The organism is Dielma fastidiosa (assembly GCF_003475485.1).
GTDB lineage: Bacteria > Bacillota_I > Bacilli_A > Erysipelotrichales > Erysipelotrichaceae > Dielma > Dielma fastidiosa.
The window spans coordinates 590425-608190 of sequence record NZ_QRQL01000002.1 but is presented as its reverse complement, the minus strand read 5'-3'; the positions used below and the strand labels follow the sequence as shown (position 1 = coordinate 608190).

Below are 17766 nucleotides of genomic sequence, written 5' to 3'. Positions count from 1 at the left end.
TCAGTTCAAGATTGACGCTATCAATCGCTGCTCTCTTTCATTCATTTCAAAGCGTGTTTGATTTTCATAATCATGGCGAATATTTTCTAATGCTTCCGCATCCAGCGAATAATCTTTTAATGAGGTAGGCAGTTTGATTGACGCGAGAAATTGAATCATGATTTCATAAGCATCTTCGCCGTTTTCATTTGCGGAACCGTTGGGCTTCACACAATCAATGATTGTTTTCATCCGTTCATTATAAGCAATTTTTGCGAAATGCGGGAAAGTAATGGCAAGTGAACAGCCATGATTTACCTTGTAAGCTCGGGAAGAAATAATTTCACCATAGAAATGCGGAGCGTTGCCGCCGCCGTTAGACAGACAGATACCGGCATATAGATCCGCTAAAGCCATTTGTTCACGATATTCAATCTTGTTTTCACTCATTAATTTAGGCAGAACTTCACCGATAATTTTCAGTCCAGTTAATGCCATTTGTTCACACAGCGGTGAAAACTGTCCGTTATAGTATGATTCCGCAAGGTGACAGAAGGCATCAAAGCCTGTGGAAGCGGTCAGTGAAGCTGGCAGGCTTAGCGTAAGCTTAGGATCAATAATTGTTTCTTTCGCAAAGAATTCCTGACGGAATACCGTTGTTTTTTTATTGTTCATATCACTGATAACGGCTGCCTGGGTTACATTGGAGCCTGTTCCGGCGGTAGTAGGTATTGTGATTAAAGGTACAACATTAGATTTGAATGATGGCTGACTCTTAAACTTATAGTTTGAATCGTAAAAAGCTTGCCAGTCAGCATTGCCATCTATTGCGTAATAAGCAATTACTTTAGCGCTGTCAATTACACTGCCGCCGCCTATCGCAGCTATGCAGTCAGGATTAAATTCATGGGCAAGCTGAATGCCTTTTAAAATATCCATTTCAGTAGGATTGGGCCGAACTTGATCAAAGATCTGTACGGTAAAGCCTTGTTTTCTTAATTGTTCCTGTGTATTGTTTGCCAGCTTTTCAAAAGTTGGATTATCTGTCTGCATTACCAGCAAACAGCGTTTTCCATATTGTCCAGCTAATTCACCTAGTTTTTCAAATTCATCGACACCAAAATGAATTTTGGTTGGTTGATTATGTGTAAATTTCATTGTATAACCTCCATTTTTAAGTAAGAAGCTGTCTCAATGAGACAGCTTTATTCAATCCAATTCAAACGTTTAACCGCCTTATAGAAGCCATCATCAGTGATCGATTCAGCGATGAAATCAGCTTTAGCTTTTACACTTTCCTGACTGTTACCCATCGCGATACCGTATACGGCTTCAAACATGGGAATGTCACTAGCGCCGTCGCCCACTGCGGCAGCCTGGGATAAATCGATTTCTAATAATTCACAGGCCTTACGCAGTGCCGCCCCTTTATCACAGCCTTTTGGGGTGATCTCACAAACCTTTGGCAGCTTTACATATGATAAATCAGGGACTATTTCATTCAGCTCATTGCCTTGTTTTGGATCATCCAGAAAGACTAACAGCTGAATCAAAGCTTCCTGCTCATAAGCCTTGATATCGGGTACCCAGTTATAATTGCGAATAAAGCCCTGTTTGATTATTTCATCATCATGAGTCAAATAATCGTGTTCATCCGCATCAACAAAGCGATAGCTTAATTGTTTTTCATTAATATAAGCGAGTAATTGCTTTAATGCTGATGGTTCAATTAATGTAATTTGCCGTTTTCCGCATAAATCGATAATTGAACCAGACAAAAGCAGCAGGCCATTTGCTAACTCAATCAGAGAAGCGGGCAGACAGGCTGCTTCCTGAGCTGAACGGGCTGTATTCAAAATAATCTGTACGCCATTGTTTTTTAGCTCATGAAGTGCGTACATCGTAAGATCAGATATACTGTGACTCTGTTTGTTGTAGAGTGTGCCGTCGATATCAAGAAACAAAGCTTGCGGTCTATTCAAGGTTAAACTGGCAAGCCGCTTCATCGATGGCCTTGCGCACCTTTTTAACAGCGGCAGCAATACCGTCAGGGTCTTGATATAACGCGGTTGAGAAAATCAATACATCTGGATTACATTCTACGATCGGTGCCAGATTATTGACACGGATACCGCCGTCAACGGCTAATTCACAGGCAGGATTGCATTCATCAATCATTTTGCGTGCATTCTTCACAAGATTTAATGCACTGCGACGCCATGCCCAAGTCTTTTCACCCGCTGGCGGCTGACCGGCACCATGAATCACAATATGCAGGCGGTCAATATCATAAATAGCTTCATCAACAAAGCATAAGGGTGTATAGCAGCCAATCGTCAGACCGATTTTCATATTAAATTCATGACACCAATTAATAATGTAAGCCAAAGGCGCACCAATAAAGTTCTCCACCGGCAGAATCAGCATTGTAGCACCGGCTGCCGCGATTTTTTCAATAAATAAGCGATCGCATTCTTGGGCATATAAGTGACATTCTATTTCTTTATCAGTAATACTGCGGACGGCCTTAATAATTAAGTGTCCGCCCACGAGCTGCAAATTTCTTAAATCAAGCATATCAGCCGCATCTGAATGACAAATATCAGCACCTGCGTCTAATGCTTCTTTCATATTTAAGCATACATTGCCATAATCGAAGCTGCCGGCCATACCGGCGGCAATTTTAATATGTTTCATTGTTCATCCCTTCTATTTCTGCTGCTGAGCATATACTTCTTCAGCCTTATCCATCAATGCTGGAATATTACGGATTGCCTTATCAATCGGTACTTTAATAATTGGCTTGCCATTAAAACGGTCAGCATTGGCAACCGCAATTGCGTGCGCGAAAATGACAACGTCAGCTGCTTGACATACATCCTTAGATAAACGGTCGGTCATATTATAACCTCCCTGCATTTCAGTAAAGCATTCATGGCCACGCGCCTCAGCTTCTTTCTTTAGTGCGGCAGCTACCATTTTACTATGAGCAACACCTGCCAGACAGGCAGTGACAACAACTAATTTCATAACGTTCCTCCTTATAGAACAGACATCATTTCATCTTCGGCATCTGGATCAAAGTCTTTGCGTTTCCAGAAAGTCTTTAATAGAATGATCAATACACAAGTAACAGTCGTACCAGCAACAATCGAGAGAATATAGGCTGGAATGTTGCCGACAAAGAACCAAGACGGCAGACCCATCGCCGGTACAGATAATGTTTGGCCAAAGAAACCGCCAATCGTTGAAGCTGTTACAACACCACAGAAGCTGGCAATGGTACAGCGGATAATATCATTTAATACAATTGGCAGTGCTAATTCAGTATAACCGCCGATAAAAGTCAGCAGGATTCCTGATTTAGAATATTCACGTTCACTCTTTGTAAATAAGCGAGGCTTGATCATACTGGCAATCATCAGACCTAAAGGCGGCACCATGATCGCGGAAATGCGGGCACCATAGAAAGTCGTAATTCCTTCAGAGAAGGCAGCACCGGCAATAGTAGAAGCAATTTTAGATATCGGGCCGCCGTAATCAATACCATCAAGCACACCCATGATGGCACCCAATACAGCACCCTGTGAAGAATCAAGATTAGACAGACCTGCGGCAGCCCATGAAGTAAATGCTGAAATCGGGCCAGTCAATACAGCCAGCAGGAAGACACCAACAATCAGACAGGCAATTACCGGCGCAAACATTGACCAAATCTGTTGGAACATTTTACTTGGACGAATTGCTTTCACAAGGAATAAGGTCAGATAACCAACCATAAAACCAGAAATCAATGCACCTAAATAACCAGAACCATTTGAATTAGCAATGTAGGAGCAGACAAAGCCAGGCGCCAGCCCCGGTTTATCGGCAATTGAGTAGGCAATATAAGCACCAAAGAATGGTACGAAGAAATTCATACCCACACTTCCCAAGGTTGTACACATATTGAAGAACTCAACATCAGGGAAGACCCGAATCAAAATACCAAGAGCTTTGAGAATACCACCCAGCATGATAAAGGGCAGCATGTAGGAAATACCGGTTCGCATATGCGAGAACGGATCTTTAAACATATCTTTCAGACTTTCTTTTTGGGTTTCATTAGAACCGCCGACTTCAACTTCAAAATCCAGGTCTAAATCATTATTATTTACAGCCATTTTTAATTCTCCTTTTCTATCCCGTTTAATAGATTAATAAATTCATCGGCAGATTTCAGATCAGCCAGCGCCGCTCGGAAATCATCCTCAATGGTAAGCGTCGCAATCTTTGAAAGAATTGCCATATGCTCATTATTTTCACCCGTGTGATTATCACCGCTGACTGCAATCAGGAAAAGATAACGCACAGGTGTTTCACCATCACCGTCCCAGTCAAAACACTGCTTATTTTTTAAGAAGCATAATGAAGAAGAAAGTACGGTGCTGGTAATACCGTGCGGGATGGCAATTTCCATGGTGCAATAAGTAGAACATAAATCCTCACGTTCACGGACTGCCTGTTTAAAATCATCAATATTTTTAATTTTGCCTGCCTGTGCCAAACGCTCACACAAGGCATCGATACATTCCTCCTTGGAATTAAACTCCGTATCGATCATGACAAGCTTTTCATTAGTTACATCAGTTAATTTCATAATTTACTCCAATCCATAACGCTTAACGGCATCATCAATCGCTACTCGGCACTTTCTTACGCCGGCGCTGATTCCTTCAGGATCTTCATAAAGCGCCGTTGAGAAGATTAATACATCTGGGTTACAGGCCACAATCGGATCAAGATTATGCGGCCGGATACCGCCATCAACCGCTAATTCACAAGCGGGGTTGCATTCATCGATCATTTTGCGGGCCTTTTTCACAAGCTGCAGAGCACTGCGGCGCCAAGCCCAAGTAGTTTCACCCGCAGGCGGAGTTCCAGCTCCGTGAATCACGATATGCAGACGATCAATATCATAGATGGCTTCATCCACAAAACACAGCGGTGTATAACAGCCAATAGTTAACCCAACCTTCATATTGAATTCATGACACCAGTTAATAATATAGGCAAGCGGTGCTCCAAGAAAATTCTCCGCCGGTATAATCAGCATCGTACAGCCGGCATTGGCAATTTTTTCAATAAAGAGCCGGTCACATTCCTTTGCATATAAATGACATTCTATTTCTTTATCGGTAATACTGCGAACTGCTTTGATAATCAGATGTCCCCCAATCAGCTGTTGATTTTTTAAATCAATCATGTCAGCGGCATCCGCGTGACAGATATCGGCTCCGGCATCTAATGCTTCTTTCATATTGCGGTTAACGTAACCAAAATCGAAAGAGTCAGCCATTCCGGCTGCAATTTTAATGTGTTTCATACCAACCCTCCATTTGTAATAGCGCTATCTACATTTTTAATTTACAATGACTGAAAACGCTTTACAAGGAAATATATGTACAAAACCTTGCACTAGCTCAAGTGAAATTGTAGACTTAAAGAAAGAGAGGGATCTTATGGAACAGCTGTTAACGTTAAAAATATTTAAAATCTTATGTGAAAGCAATGAATATATTACATCTCAAGCCCTTGCGGATAAGTTAATGATTTCCAGCCGCAGTGTTAAAACTTATATGGGGCAAGTAAAACGTATTTGTGAAGAAAAGCAGTGCGAGCTTTTATGTGTTCGGGGTAAGGGATATTTTATTAATGAAGTAGCTGAGAAAAAACTATCGATTGGGTCAATGATTATCTATGAAGAAAAAGAAGAGCCTTCCAAGGATGAAAAGCTCTATTTTCTGTTATATTTGCTGATGGTCAAACAAAGTGAACTGTATATTTCTGATTTAGAAGTTTACTTTCATATTTCCCGTTCTTCGATTAAACCAATTATTGAAGCTGCCAAAGCTTGGCTGAATGTATATCACATCGATCTGTTAGTATCACGCAAAAACGGACTGAAGATTTATTATGGGGAGAAACGGCTGCGGCTGGCAATTGCGCATCTGATTGCGGAGTCAATGAATGCTGCTGATGATCAATGTCCCCTGGATCTTACCCAAATCCTTAAAGCATATACTGATCGTATCCCTTTTGATGATGTAAAACAATTCATCACGCAAATTGTTAAGCAATATGATTTATTTATATCCAAGTATGATCGTAATTTCTTGAGAATCTTCATTTTAGTGGCAATTGTGCGGATCAGTGAAAGTCATTTTGTAACAATGACTGAGAATAAACTGAAATTAATTAATACAGCTGAAATGAAGCCATATCTTAATTATATGAACACGCTGGCTGAGGATTTATTCAAAATCACATTGCCGCAGGATGAGCGAATCTATCTTTTTGTTCTTCTGCTATCGGTAGCTACTACAAATCATGAACATGTGGATAAAATTACCGTGCCATTATTAAAGATGCCTGAATCTTGCATCGATGAAGTGACGCACTGTCTGAAACAGCACTTTGCTTTAAATGAAAGTTCTCTAAATGAATTCAAGAATGATTATAATTCATTGATCATGCGGGAAGCAATCTACAATGTCCGTGATAATAACCCGACACGCGATGATTATTATGCCCTCTCGCATTTGAACTTTTATGTCATTAAAGAAGTTGCCAAGGAGATTTTAGCTGTTTCAATGAATTACTATAAGATTACTTATACAAACCGTTTTATCCATAATCTGACTTATATCATTGATTACTGTATTGAAAAGAACAAAGTCAGTCTGCGTACAGTCGTAATTCATGACTGCAATAGTTTTGAATATAAAACGCTATTTTCTATCTTGCTGAAAAAGATACCCTGCATCAGTATCTTGAAAATCATTCCTTATCAAGTTGAGGGCAATGATGATTTGCGTGATTATGATTTGATTCTCACGACGGTGCCGATGCAAACAACCAGTGATCATTTGCTGACAATCTCCAAGCTGCCAAGGGAAAAGGAACTGGCGTTTATCAATGGCAGGATTTTAGAAATTTATGAACGGGAGAATTTCAAACGGATCGTCAAAGATTTTAAGAAATATACAGGCAAGCCATTTAACTTTGAAAGCTGATTCTGTAATTAATTGATAAATTCTTTTATTTATAGAGCAAAAGACTAGGCTTTTTCAGTTACAATGAAGGTAGAAGGAGGGATCAATGATGGAGAAGCTGAACGAACGTTTAGTCTATTTGCGTAAAAATGCCAACCTGACTCAGCAGCAGCTGGCGGATAAGCTGCATATTTCAAATAAAACAATCAGTCAATGGGAAACTGGCAGAACATTGCCGGATATTGTAACGCTGGTAAGACTTGCTGAAATATATGATATGAAGCTTGATGAACTGCTGAATCAAAAGAATCAAAACGCAATCCCAAATGAAATAATGACGAAGACGCTATTAATGGGAAATTATAAGGATTACTTGCTGTTTGCTTATTGTCTGCTTATTGGCGGAACACTGCTGTTTTACGGCATTTATTTCTATCTTCATCATTTCTCCATACCCTATGCGATAAAATTAATTTTTGATTTATTTGCCTTGGTTATAGCTCTGCGGATTTATCAGCGCTCACAAGCCTATCAGATCAGCCGTAAACAGGCATCAACTGGTTTATTTAATGTATGTTCTCTATGGGTGATAACACAGCTGTTAGTCATGCCGTGCGCCAATTTACTGCTTCAAAAGCTGATAGCTCATGACACGGTTCCTTATGTATATCTAACATTCAGCGATTATATACGATGGCTGCCGATTCTAGTTACGATCAGTATGTTTGTTTTACTGTTAATGAATACTGTGCAAATCAGTATAAGCAAACAAACGATCAAGCATTCGATGACCCAACTGCTTATTATCTTTACAGTAATACTTAGCAGCTGTTTTGGACTGTATCGGGCAGCTGTAAATCGCGTAGATACGGTTACATTTGACACTCAGCAAAGCTATGATACTTTTAAAGATCAATATCAATGGCTGCTTTATGTCTATGATTTAGATATTGCCTATTCAAATGATTTAAAGGTCATTGACCCAACCGGTTTAGATAAGGCAATTGAATCAATCGATCGTTTGATTGAATACCGCGGCATAATTGGCTTTAATGATGAAGTGCGAAGCGTGTATAAAAAAGATCCGGTGACTAAAAGCCAACAGGGACAGCCTCTGATTTCGACAATATTGCTGCTGCTTGACGGCTTGAGTATCGTTTGGTTTTATAAAATCAAACGCAGGGAATCTGAATTGGGAAGTGAACAGGTTATAGGCATAAAGTAAAAAGATGGCTGTACTGTGCCATCTTTATTTTTTCTTTAATAGATCCAGCCGATTCGAACGCGGCTGCTTTTTCAGCTTTTCATAATTATTTGCCAGTGTTTGTTCATAGGTACCGGATAACTGTGGATGATAAAACTGCATACCGGCAATTTTATCCGGCAGATATTGTATTCTATTCCAAAGATCTGGCCGATCATAAGGATATTTTTTATCAGCTGCCAGATTTACCGGTGTAAATTTCAGGTAATCAGGGACTGGCAATGGCTGCCGCTCTAATTCAGACATTACCTGATCGATAGCGGCTTCTGCCGATTTAGATTTTGGTGATAAGCATAAATCGATAATAGCAACACTCAACGGTATCCTTCCTTCAGGGAAACCCACTCGTTTAGCGGCATCAATGGCGTTAATCACTCTTGCTACCGCCGCGGGATTGCCTAATCCGATATCCTCATAAGCAATCACCAATAACCGCCGCTCAATCGAATCCATGTCACCAGCCATAATCAACCGGCCAAGATAATAGAGAGCAGCATCAACATCACTGCCGCGGATCGCCTTTTGAAAGGCGCTGACGGCATCGTAATGGCCATCGTCTCCCTTATCGAAACCTATGTTGGGGAATTGGCTGTATTGTCCAACTAAAGCTTCATTAATCTCGCCGGTTTCACACGCCAGCGCGCAGATTTCAAGAATATTCAGCGCATAGCGGATATCGCCATTGGCATGACGGGCAATAATTGTTAATGCCGGATCAGTGATAGTAACGGAGTCATTAAGTCCTTTGGGTGAATGAATGGCATTCATCAAAGCGGCGCTGATATCCTCTACGGTATTTGATTTTATCTCAAAAAGATGGGTGCGTGAGCGGATTGCCGGATTAATTGCGAATAATGGATTGGAAGTCGTAGCGCCAATCAGCGTGATCAATCCATTTTCAACATGCGGCAGCAGCAGATCCTGTTTATCTTTATTTAAGCGATGAACCTCATCGATAATAACAACCAGACCCGGTGAGAATTTAGCTTCATTGAAAATAATTTCCAGCTCTTTCTTATTACCGGTAACGGCATTAAATAATCGATAAGGCAGCTGTAATTCATTGGCGAGCACCATTGCCAGCGTTGTTTTGCCGCAGCCCGGCGGCCCATAAAAAATCATTGAAAAAAGACGCTTCTGTTCAATGCAGCGTCGAATTACACCATTTTTACCTAAAAGATGCTGCTGACCGACAATTTCATCAATGGTTGTTGGCCGCATGCGAAAAGCTAAAGGTTCGTTCATTAGGATCACCTGAACCTATTTTACCCCAAACTGCTGATTTGGTCGATAATTATTTTTATACCGATAAAAATCAGCAATAAACCGCCAAACATCGTTGCCTTATTCTTTAAGATTTTATTCAATTTCTTCCCTAATATAGCACCTGCGAAGCAGAGGCAGAAGGTTACGGCCATAATATAGAGGATAGCAATGATAATGTCAACTTCTAAAAAGGCAAGACTTAAACCGGCAGCCATCGCGTCAAGACTGGTGGCAACCGCAAGCACCAGAATATTTTTAATATCCAGACAGTCATCGGGTTCCTCATGGCTGCGGATCATTTGGATGCCTAAAAAGGTTAAAATTAAGAATGAGAGCAAGTGGGATACAGCTGTCAGTCTTTCATCAAAAATACAGCCAAACATAAAGCCTAAAAAAGGCATCAAGCCTTGAAAGAATGCGAAAAAGAACGCAATTTTAAACGCGTTAGGCAATAAGTATCGCCGGATAACCATGCCCTTGGCAATTGATACCGCAAAGGCATCCATCGCTAAAGCCAGACCCAGTAATAATAAATCAAAAGAAGACATAGGTTCACCCTTTCAAACTGTTGGTTAAATCATGTATAATAGAACTGAACTTAAGGAGGATATAAGATGCGGGTACTTCTGCAGAGAGTTACACATGCCAGCTGTACGGTTGATCATCAATGCAATGGACAGATAGAAAAGGGTTATTTGGCATTAGTTGGCATAACTCATGAAGATAATATAGATATCATTGAGAAAATGGCTTTGAAAGTCATCAATTTACGGGTATTCAGCGATGCGGATGATAAGATGAATTTATCTTTAAAGGATATAGGCGGCAGTGTGCTGTCTGTCTCACAGTTCACATTATATGCAGACTGCCGTAAGGGAAGACGTCCGGGATTTGAAAAAAGCGCCAAGCCGAATCAGGCACAGCCGCTTTATGAAGCATTTAATGAGGCGCTGCAGCATGAAGGAATTAATGTCGCAACCGGTATATTTGGTGCTGATATGAAAATTGAACTATTAAATGATGGTCCGGTTACCATTATGCTGGACAGTGATGAAGTTATCAGATAGGAGGCAGCATGGAAGAAAAATTAATTTATGGCAAACCAATTGCCGATCGTACTAATATGGAAACTAAAGCTTTTATCGATGAAATGAAAAAGCAGGGAAAACGGTGTCCAAAGGTAAATGTTGTATTGGCCAATGATTCACCGGCTTCACTTTCCTATATTTCAGGGTTTGAAAAATTGTGCGCCAGCGTCGGTATGGCATATACCTTAACCGTTTTAAAGGAAAGTGTTTCGCAGCAGGAGCTGAATGATGTGCTGGATACGATCAGCCGTGATGATGAAACCGATGGTATTTTATTACAGATGCCGCTGCCTAAGCAGATTAATGCCGATGAAGCAATTCTGCATATTGATCCTAATAAAGATCTGGATGGATTTCATCCAATGAATGTGGGTAAGCTATGGATGAATCAGCCGGCATTTGTACCATGTACCGCTGAAAGTGTAATGGCCTTTATTGAGGCAAGCGGCATTGATTTAAAGGGCAAGCATGTGGTTGTTTTGGGCCGCAGCAATGTGGTTGGCAAACCAGTGGCAGAATTATGTCTGGCCGCGCATGCGACGGTAACGATCTGTCATTCCAGAACCGTGGATATTGAGAAAGAAGCCTCAAGGGCTGATGTGCTGATTGCGGCAATCGGCAAGGCGCGTTTAATCAAATCAGATTGGATCAAACCAGGTGCGGTAGTTATCGATGTAGGTGTCAATCGTGATGAAAATGGTAAATTATGCGGCGATGTTGATTTTGATGATGTAATTGATAAGGTAGGTAAAATCTCACCTGTACCGAAGGGTGTCGGTGTAGTTACTAACGCGATGCTGCTGCATAGTGCAATTGCCGCTTATAAAATGAAAGAGATGGGGAAAAACATATGAAACTGATTTTAGATTTAGATACTGGCATTGATGATGCAATGGCGATAGCTTATGCCTGCGCGCATCCTGATGCGGAATTGATTGGTATAACGACAACCTTTGGAAATGTGAAAGTTGAGGATGCAACCCGCAATTCATTAACCATTCTTGATTATTTGGGTCATCCTGAGATTGAGGTGTTTGAAGGAACGGCCGCGCCAATCGGCTCAGACAGCTATACACCAGAAGGCGGCAGTGTGGTTTTTCATGGTGTAAACGGTCTGGGTGAAGTAGATTTTAAGTTTTCTAAGCGGGTTAAAAGTGAAAAAACAGCGGTAGAATTTATCAGTGAGGCGATTGAAAAATACGGTCAAGAGCTGACATTAGTGCCTACCGGTCCGCTGACAAATCTGGCGGAGCTGCTGAGCAAACGCAAAGATTTAATTGGCAAGTTTAAGGTTGTGCTGATGGGCGGCGCATTAACGGTACCCGGCAACACGAATCTATTTGCGGAAGCGAATATCTACGCAGACCCACAGGCAGCTAAGCAAGCTTTTGAAAGCTCACAGCCAATCACGATGGTCGGGCTTGATGTTACCTTGAAAACACTGCTGACTAAAGCTGATACCGCACAATTCAGAAAACTGAGCCAAGCAGGCAGCCTGTTTGCGGATATGATTGATTACTATATCGATGCCTATTTGAAATATGATAACCTGAACGGCTGTGCTCTGCATGATCCTTTGGCGGTCGGCATCGCGATTGAACCAACGCTGGCTAAGGTGCATCCAATGCATTTAACGGTTGAAACTGAAGGCCCATCGGCAGGCAGAACGATTGGCAATCATCAAAAAGTAAATGCTCCTGATCCAAATGTAAAGGTATGTTTGGATGTAGATGCGAAAGCATATATGATAACCTTTATGGAATTACTGTCATCTGCACTGACAAAAGGAGAGGACTCATGGAATACGATTTAAACTATATTGTTGAGATGAAAAAAGAACACCCATGTCATAAAAGCAAGCAATGGAAGATTATCCGCATGGGTGCCGATATCCGAATTAAATGCTTAGGATGTGGGACTAGTATCCTTTTCCCACGCTCAGAATTTGAGAAAAAGCTGAAAAAAGTTGTCGAACATGCGAAAGACAGCGAATGATAGCTTGTATCTGCGCATAAAAAAATGTAAACTATAATGGTAATTGAGAGAGGATGATTTTATGCCGTTAACAGCGGGGATTGTTGGTCTTCCAAATGTCGGAAAATCAACATTGTTTAATGCGATTACTAAAAGTCAGGTAGAAGCGGCCAATTATCCGTTTGCGACAATCCAGCCAAATGTCGGTGTGGTTGAAGTACCGGATGCGAGAATTGATCGCTTAGTAGAATTATTTAAACCTAAAAAAACGATTTATACAACATTTGAATTCACGGATATTGCCGGTTTGGTAAAAGGCGCGAGCAAGGGTGAAGGACTAGGCAATCAGTTCCTGTCCAATATCCGTTTATGTGATGCGATCTGTCATGTTGTCCGCTGCTTTGAGGATGCTGACATCACTCATGTTGAGGGCAGCGTTGATCCAATCCGTGATATTGAAATCATTAATCTGGAATTGGTAATGGCCGATCTGCAGACGGTCGAAAACCGTATTGGCAAAATTGAACGTAAGGCGACAATGGCTAAAGAAAAAGATGCGATTGTAGAATATAATATCTTAAAAAAGATAAAAGAGGTCTTACTGGAAGGCAAGCCTGCCCGCAGCCTTGATTTGGATAAGGATGAAACATTGCTGGTTAAGAATTTCGCATTGCTGACGTTGAAGCCGATGATTTATGTCGCTAATATGTCTGAAGAAGAAATTGGTGATCCTGAGAATAATGAAAATTATCAAAAGGTGAAAGCTTACGCAGAAGCTGAAAATAATTTGGTTATTCCTATCAGCGCCAAGATTGAGGAAGAATTATCTGAAATGGATAAGGGAGATAAGGATATGTTCCTTCAGGATCTGGGGATCAGCGAGAGCGGCTTGGATAAGGTTATCAAGGCGGCTTATAACATTCTTGGTTTATGCACCTTCCTGACAGCCGGTGAAGACGAATGCCGTGCGTGGACTTTCCATAAGGGAATGACTGCTCCGGAATGTGCCGGTGTGATCCATACGGATTTTCAGCGTGGTTTTATTAAGGCTGAAGTATACAGCTTTGAGGATATTGACAAGTATGGCAGTGAACAGGCTGTTAAAGAGGCTGGCAGGCTGCGTATTGAAGGTAAGGAATATATCGCTCAGGATGGCGATGTAATGCATTTCAGATTTAATGTATAAACAAAGTTAGAAAGCAAGCGTGTCTTGCTTTTTTTCGAGGAGGCAGCTATGCGTAATTTTATCGAAGCATTAACGAGTGAAAGTAAAAACCCGGCCCTGCCGGAAGCATTGAATTATTTTGGCAAGCTGATCGGCAGCTGGCAAATTGATTATGTAGAATGTGATAATTCCCGTGCAATCAAGGGTGAATGGCATTTCGCATGGACACTTGAGGGCATGGCTGTACAGGATGTAATCATTCTGCCGGGTTATGAATACGGTACATCACTGCGGATTTATAATCCCAATACATGCGCTTGGGATGTTGCTTATGGCTACACTGGCAAAATCTTTCGGCTTGAAGCAAAAAAACAAGAGGATATGATTGTACTTACCAATATTGATGATGAAAACAGAAAGTGGATTTTCACGGATATTGATGATCATCAATTTCACTGGCTGAATGTTACCCTAAAAGAAAATGAATGGCATATCAATGCGAAAATAGACGGACAGAGAGTACGATAAGCAATCTTTAATTCCACCTCTGAAGTCTGCTGATGTTGTTTCTTATAAATAAAATAAAACGATTAAATTTATGAGCAAATGAATTGTCAGCTTGATGATTATGGTGTTTAATATAGACATAAAGTTAAACAAGGTTAACTTTAACCATAGAGGAGGAACTAAATATATGGAAAACAAATTAAATAAATTATTGGCAGACTTAGTCGTTGAATATCATAAGCTACAGAATTTTCACTGGTATGTGAAAGGTAAAGACTTCTTTGCCGCTCATGCTAAGCTGGAAGAATTTTATGATTATATCAACGAGGCTGTTGATGAGGTTGCTGAAAATATTCTGATGGTTGGCGGCAGCCCTAAGGCAAGCCTGAAGGCTTACTTGGAACTCGCAGAAATCAAAGAGGCAGATGAAGATCACAAGAAGGTTAAAGATATTTATAAAGATGTGCTTGCTGATTTCAGTTATTTGCTGGCGAGTGTAAAGGATATTAAAGCCGCTGCCGATGAAGAAAGCAATTATCTGATTTCTTCATTGATGGATGAATACATCAAGCAATTCAGTAAATCTATTTGGATGATTCGTCAAGTCGTTGAAGATTAAATAATAAAAAGCATTGTTCTTAGTTTGAACAATGCTTTTTTATTTACGCCATGAGCTAGGTACGATCAGCAGCAGCAATGGGAATAATTCAAGCCTGCCAGCCAGCATATCAAAAATCATGACTAGCTTGGACAGGGCATTGAAATCGCCGAAATGGCCGGTAGGTCCAACTAACTGAAGACCGGGACCGACATTGTTTAGGGTAGCGGCTACGGCTGTAAAGTTAGTGATTAAATCAAAATTATTCAGGCAGATCAGAATCAGCGAGACGATAAAGATCAGCATGTAGGCCGCAAAATATGTATTAATTGAACGCAGGACACCGTGTTCGACGGGTTTGCCTTCAAAGCGTATAACTTTTATGCTGCGCGGATGTATGATTTGTTGGATTTCTTTTTTCATCGTTTTAAATAGGATGACAAACCGCGACACTTTAATACCGCCGCCGGTACTTCCCGCACAGGCGCCAATAAACATCAAGGCTACCAGCAGCCCCTTGGAAAATTCAGGCCACTGGTCAAAATTAGTGGTGGAAAAACCGGTGGTTGTAATGATGGAGGCTACCTGAAAGGCAACATGTTTAAGTGCCTGCGCAAAGGTTTCAAACATCGGCCGCACATTCCAGACAATCAATGCGGTTACCGCGGCAATGATGCCTAAATAATAACGCGCCTCTTCACTTTTTAACGCCTGTTTCGATTTTTTAAAAAGCAATAGGAAATAGACATTAAAATTAATTCCAAATAAAATCATGAAAAGGGTAGTAATTACCTGCACATTGGATGAAAAACTTGCCAAACTGTCTGCTTTATGACCAAAGCCACCGGTGCCGGCAGTGCCAAAGCTGATAATCAAGGAATCAAATAGCGGCAGTCCGTTAAGCATTAACAGGCAGATCTGCAGCAGTGTCAGAAAAATATAGATACCGTACAAAATTATTGCGGTTGACTGAATTTTAGGTACAAGCTTACTTACCGAAGGCCCGGGGCTCTCCGCCCGCATCAGATTCAGATTATAAGCGCCTGATAACGGCAGAATCGCGAGAATGAAGACTAACACACCCATGCCGCCGATCCAGTGTGTAAAGCTGCGCCAAAATAAGCTCGTCTGTGACAGCAGTTCGACATTCGGCAGAATACTGGCGCCGGTTGTAGTAAAACCAGACACGGTTTCAAATAAAGCATCCACAAAATTGGGAATTTCACCGCTGATTATGAATGGTAAAGCACCAAATAAACTGAGAACGATCCAGCTTAAGGCAACGGTAAGAAAGCCTTCACGCGTATAAAGCTTTAAGCTTTTTGGCTTTTTTAGAATCAATAAGCCGCCGCATAAAAAACAGATTAAAGAAACAATCAGATAAGCCAAACCAACTTGCTCATGATAAATGACACCGACAATACATGGAAGTAATAAAAAGCAACCCTCAAAGCAGACGACACTGCCAAGTATGTAACGTATAATTTTATAATTCATAAAGAACCCTAACGCAGAATATCACAGATATCTTTTAAACCGCTGTTCGTCGTAACAACGATCACCTGATCGCCAACCATGATCATATCCTGACCGCGCGGAGTGATTGTTTTTCCCTTGCGGATGATTGAACAAATCAGCAGATTGCTTTTCAGTGATAATTTATCAAAGGTTTTGCCGATGATTGGGGAATCTTTCTTGATATTGAAAGCGAGGGCTTCCACCTTGTCATTGACAATTCGGTACAATGTTTCGATATTGCTGCCCATTGAATTCTGCATCGCTCTTACATACTGCAGAATATATTCAGCGGTGATATTTTTAGGACAAATGATACTGCCGAGGTTTAGATGAGCAATGATTTCTGTAAAGGAAATTCGGTTGATCTTTGTCACGATTTTTGCTTTAGAACATGAAGCAACATAAAGTGATAATAAAATGTTTTCCTCATCAACATCAGTTAATGAGACAAAACATTCCGCGTACTCGATGCCTTCTTCCTGCAGCAGTGTTTCATTCGTACCGTCGCCTTGAATGATAACGGCATCAGGCAATAAGATACTCAGTTCTTCACAGCGCGCTCTGTCCCGCTCAACAATTTTCACATGCAGGCCAAGCCCTAATAGCTGTTTAGCTAAATGATAAGCGATTTTACCGCCGCCAACAATCATACAATGCTTAATGCTTGTCGTTTTAATGCCGATTTTCTTAAAAAAGTTATAGGTCTGTTTGGGCGAAGCGACAAAGGAAATCGTATCTAATTCCTGTAATACAAAATTACCATCGGGAATGATTACCGCATCCTCACGTTCAACCGCACAGATTAATACATCGCAGCGCAGCTTTTCCACCAGCTCAAAAATATGCAGCTGATGCAGTACACTGTCCTTAGGAATCTGTATTTTAAGCAATTCGACCCGGCCGCGGGCAAAGGTGTCAATTTCAATTGCCGAAGGAAAAAGCACCAGTCTGCCGATTTCTCTGGCTGCCGCCATTTCAGGATTAATAATCATTGAAATGCCTAATTCATTACGCAAAAAGGCAGTTTCATTATCATAGATTGGATTGCGGACACGCGCAATTGTTTTACAGTTTCCAGCCTTTTTGGCGATCAGACAGGAAAGCAGATTGATTTCATCTGAATCAGTAACCGCGATAAATAAATCCGCGTCTTCAATGCCGGCTTCACTTTGTACACTATAACTGATGCCATTGCCGACAATACCAATCACATCATAGGAAGAAGATGCTTTTTCTAAAGCAGTACGGTTAACATCGATCAATGTAATATCATGACCTTCTCGATTAAGCTGTTCAGCTAATGTGGAACCCACTTTTCCACAGCCTGCGATGATTGTTTTCATATCCTACCTCTTGTATGCATTTTATCTGAT

General features: G+C 41.0%; 20 protein-coding genes. 9 read left to right on the top strand and 11 right to left on the bottom strand.

Annotated features, from left to right (window positions below):
• From DWZ33_RS07610 to DWZ33_RS07580, 7 genes are read right to left on the bottom strand one after another with little or no spacing between them, the layout of a single operon-like run.
• Positions 1-1137, bottom strand: coding sequence for an iron-containing alcohol dehydrogenase (locus tag DWZ33_RS07610; protein ID WP_118454378.1), 1137 nt, complete (start codon positions 1135-1137; stop codon positions 1-3).
• 47 nt (positions 1138-1184) lie between these two features.
• On the bottom strand, positions 1185-1985 hold the full coding sequence (locus DWZ33_RS07605) for an HAD-IIB family hydrolase (RefSeq protein ID WP_118454377.1): 801 nt from the start codon (positions 1983-1985) through the stop codon (positions 1185-1187).
• Positions 1954-2676 (bottom strand): ribulose-phosphate 3-epimerase, encoded by a 723-nt coding sequence (locus tag DWZ33_RS07600; protein ID WP_022939199.1) that lies wholly within the window; start codon positions 2674-2676, stop codon positions 1954-1956. Before DWZ33_RS07600 ends, DWZ33_RS07605 begins: the two co-directional genes overlap by 32 nt.
• Before the next feature lie 12 nt (positions 2677-2688).
• Positions 2689-3009 carry a PTS fructose transporter subunit IIB gene (locus DWZ33_RS07595; RefSeq protein WP_022939198.1) on the bottom strand — a complete coding sequence of 107 codons (321 nt, stop codon included), beginning with the start codon at positions 3007-3009 and terminating at the stop codon, positions 2689-2691.
• 11 nt (positions 3010-3020) lie between these two features.
• Positions 3021-4142 carry a PTS fructose transporter subunit IIC gene (locus DWZ33_RS07590; protein WP_022939197.1) on the bottom strand — a complete coding sequence of 374 codons (1122 nt, stop codon included), beginning with the start codon at positions 4140-4142 and terminating at the stop codon, positions 3021-3023.
• A 2-nt stretch (positions 4143-4144) separates the two neighbouring features.
• A complete protein-coding gene (locus tag DWZ33_RS07585; RefSeq protein WP_022939196.1) occupies positions 4145-4618 on the bottom strand; it encodes a PTS sugar transporter subunit IIA in 474 nt (157 codons plus the stop codon).
• A 3-nt stretch (positions 4619-4621) separates the two neighbouring features.
• Entirely contained in the window at positions 4622-5344 is a 723-nt protein-coding gene (locus DWZ33_RS07580) for a ribulose-phosphate 3-epimerase (protein WP_022939195.1), read from the bottom strand.
• Between the two features lie 136 nt (positions 5345-5480).
• On the opposite strand from DWZ33_RS07580, the gene DWZ33_RS07575 reads away from it, so the two are divergent.
• Both DWZ33_RS07575 and DWZ33_RS07570 read left to right on the top strand, forming a co-directional pair.
• The gene (locus tag DWZ33_RS07575; protein WP_022939194.1) at positions 5481-7034 is read left to right on the top strand and encodes a BglG family transcription antiterminator; all 1554 of its coding nucleotides are present in this window, start codon (positions 5481-5483) and stop codon (positions 7032-7034) included.
• An 88-nt stretch (positions 7035-7122) separates the two neighbouring features.
• Complete coding sequence (locus DWZ33_RS07570) at positions 7123-8238, top strand: helix-turn-helix domain-containing protein (RefSeq protein ID WP_182425572.1); 1116 nt, start codon at positions 7123-7125, stop codon at positions 8236-8238.
• Between the two features lie 24 nt (positions 8239-8262).
• Here the strand turns inward: DWZ33_RS07570 and DWZ33_RS07565 are convergent, their stop codons facing one another.
• Together DWZ33_RS07565 and DWZ33_RS07560 are read right to left on the bottom strand one after the other, a co-directional pair.
• Positions 8263-9522 carry a replication-associated recombination protein A gene (locus tag DWZ33_RS07565; RefSeq protein WP_118454375.1) on the bottom strand — a complete coding sequence of 420 codons (1260 nt, stop codon included), beginning with the start codon at positions 9520-9522 and terminating at the stop codon, positions 8263-8265.
• Between the two features lie 20 nt (positions 9523-9542).
• The gene (locus DWZ33_RS07560) at positions 9543-10091 is read right to left on the bottom strand and encodes a manganese efflux pump MntP (RefSeq protein WP_022939188.1); all 549 of its coding nucleotides are present in this window, start codon (positions 10089-10091) and stop codon (positions 9543-9545) included.
• Between the two features lie 66 nt (positions 10092-10157).
• Here DWZ33_RS07560 and dtd point away from each other — a divergent pair, with 66 nt between their 5' ends.
• The 7 genes from dtd (at position 10158) to DWZ33_RS07525 (ending at position 14896) form a co-directional block, all read left to right on the top strand.
• Positions 10158-10610, top strand: a complete 453-nt coding sequence (gene dtd, locus DWZ33_RS07555; protein ID WP_118454374.1) for a D-aminoacyl-tRNA deacylase — start codon at positions 10158-10160, stop codon at positions 10608-10610.
• 8 nt (positions 10611-10618) lie between these two features.
• On the top strand, positions 10619-11485 hold the full coding sequence (locus DWZ33_RS07550) for a bifunctional 5,10-methylenetetrahydrofolate dehydrogenase/5,10-methenyltetrahydrofolate cyclohydrolase (RefSeq protein ID WP_118454373.1): 867 nt from the start codon (positions 10619-10621) through the stop codon (positions 11483-11485).
• Positions 11482-12444: a nucleoside hydrolase gene (locus DWZ33_RS07545; protein ID WP_118454372.1), complete on the top strand. Its 963-nt coding sequence runs from the start codon at positions 11482-11484 to the stop codon at positions 12442-12444. Before DWZ33_RS07550 ends, DWZ33_RS07545 begins: the two co-directional genes overlap by 4 nt.
• Positions 12429-12626 carry a DUF951 domain-containing protein gene (locus DWZ33_RS07540; protein ID WP_118454371.1) on the top strand — a complete coding sequence of 66 codons (198 nt, stop codon included), beginning with the start codon at positions 12429-12431 and terminating at the stop codon, positions 12624-12626. The genes DWZ33_RS07545 and DWZ33_RS07540 overlap by 16 nt, the downstream gene beginning before the upstream one ends.
• A gap of 61 nt (positions 12627-12687) precedes the next feature.
• Entirely contained in the window at positions 12688-13791 is a 1104-nt protein-coding gene (gene ychF, locus DWZ33_RS07535; protein ID WP_118454370.1) for a redox-regulated ATPase YchF, read from the top strand.
• A gap of 48 nt (positions 13792-13839) precedes the next feature.
• Complete coding sequence (locus DWZ33_RS07530; protein WP_118454369.1) at positions 13840-14298, top strand: hypothetical protein; 459 nt, start codon at positions 13840-13842, stop codon at positions 14296-14298.
• Positions 14299-14464: 166 nt separating this feature from the next.
• A complete protein-coding gene (locus DWZ33_RS07525) occupies positions 14465-14896 on the top strand; it encodes a Dps family protein (RefSeq protein ID WP_022939181.1) in 432 nt (143 codons plus the stop codon).
• Positions 14897-14935: 39 nt separating this feature from the next.
• Here the strand turns inward: DWZ33_RS07525 and DWZ33_RS07520 are convergent, their stop codons facing one another.
• Complete coding sequence (locus DWZ33_RS07520) at positions 14936-16372, bottom strand: TrkH family potassium uptake protein (protein WP_118454368.1); 1437 nt, start codon at positions 16370-16372, stop codon at positions 14936-14938.
• 8 nt (positions 16373-16380) lie between these two features.
• Positions 16381-17736 carry a Trk system potassium transporter TrkA gene (gene trkA / locus DWZ33_RS07515; RefSeq protein ID WP_022939179.1) on the bottom strand — a complete coding sequence of 452 codons (1356 nt, stop codon included), beginning with the start codon at positions 17734-17736 and terminating at the stop codon, positions 16381-16383.
• Between the last annotated feature and the right edge of the window lie 30 nt (positions 17737-17766).

Excerpts from the sequence above, each read along its gene's own strand:
- DWZ33_RS07520 (WP_118454368.1), bottom strand. The coding sequence starts at position 16,372 with ATGAATTATAAAATTATACGTTACATACTTGGCAGTGTCGTCTGCTTT.
- DWZ33_RS07530 (WP_118454369.1), top strand. The coding sequence starts at position 13,840 with ATGCGTAATTTTATCGAAGCATTAACGAGTGAAAGTAAAAACCCGGCC.
- DWZ33_RS07565 (WP_118454375.1), bottom strand. The coding sequence starts at position 9,522 with ATGAACGAACCTTTAGCTTTTCGCATGCGGCCAACAACCATTGATGAA.
- DWZ33_RS07525 (WP_022939181.1), top strand. The coding sequence starts at position 14,465 with ATGGAAAACAAATTAAATAAATTATTGGCAGACTTAGTCGTTGAATAT.
- DWZ33_RS07570 (WP_182425572.1), top strand. The coding sequence starts at position 7,123 with ATGGAGAAGCTGAACGAACGTTTAGTCTATTTGCGTAAAAATGCCAAC.
- DWZ33_RS07600 (WP_022939199.1), bottom strand. The coding sequence starts at position 2,676 with ATGAAACATATTAAAATTGCCGCCGGTATGGCCGGCAGCTTCGATTAT.
- DWZ33_RS07590 (WP_022939197.1), bottom strand. The coding sequence starts at position 4,142 with ATGGCTGTAAATAATAATGATTTAGACCTGGATTTTGAAGTTGAAGTC.
- DWZ33_RS07580 (WP_022939195.1), bottom strand. The coding sequence starts at position 5,344 with ATGAAACACATTAAAATTGCAGCCGGAATGGCTGACTCTTTCGATTTT.
- trkA (WP_022939179.1), bottom strand. The coding sequence starts at position 17,736 with ATGAAAACAATCATCGCAGGCTGTGGAAAAGTGGGTTCCACATTAGCT.
- DWZ33_RS07550 (WP_118454373.1), top strand. The coding sequence starts at position 10,619 with ATGGAAGAAAAATTAATTTATGGCAAACCAATTGCCGATCGTACTAAT.
- DWZ33_RS07605 (WP_118454377.1), bottom strand. The coding sequence starts at position 1,985 with ATGAAGCGGCTTGCCAGTTTAACCTTGAATAGACCGCAAGCTTTGTTT.
- DWZ33_RS07560 (WP_022939188.1), bottom strand. The coding sequence starts at position 10,091 with ATGTCTTCTTTTGATTTATTATTACTGGGTCTGGCTTTAGCGATGGAT.
- dtd (WP_118454374.1), top strand. The coding sequence starts at position 10,158 with ATGCGGGTACTTCTGCAGAGAGTTACACATGCCAGCTGTACGGTTGAT.
- ychF (WP_118454370.1), top strand. The coding sequence starts at position 12,688 with ATGCCGTTAACAGCGGGGATTGTTGGTCTTCCAAATGTCGGAAAATCA.
- DWZ33_RS07540 (WP_118454371.1), top strand. The coding sequence starts at position 12,429 with ATGGAATACGATTTAAACTATATTGTTGAGATGAAAAAAGAACACCCA.
- DWZ33_RS07545 (WP_118454372.1), top strand. The coding sequence starts at position 11,482 with ATGAAACTGATTTTAGATTTAGATACTGGCATTGATGATGCAATGGCG.
- DWZ33_RS07595 (WP_022939198.1), bottom strand. The coding sequence starts at position 3,009 with ATGAAATTAGTTGTTGTCACTGCCTGTCTGGCAGGTGTTGCTCATAGT.
- DWZ33_RS07610 (WP_118454378.1), bottom strand. The coding sequence starts at position 1,137 with ATGAAATTTACACATAATCAACCAACCAAAATTCATTTTGGTGTCGAT.
- DWZ33_RS07575 (WP_022939194.1), top strand. The coding sequence starts at position 5,481 with ATGGAACAGCTGTTAACGTTAAAAATATTTAAAATCTTATGTGAAAGC.
- DWZ33_RS07585 (WP_022939196.1), bottom strand. The coding sequence starts at position 4,618 with ATGAAATTAACTGATGTAACTAATGAAAAGCTTGTCATGATCGATACG.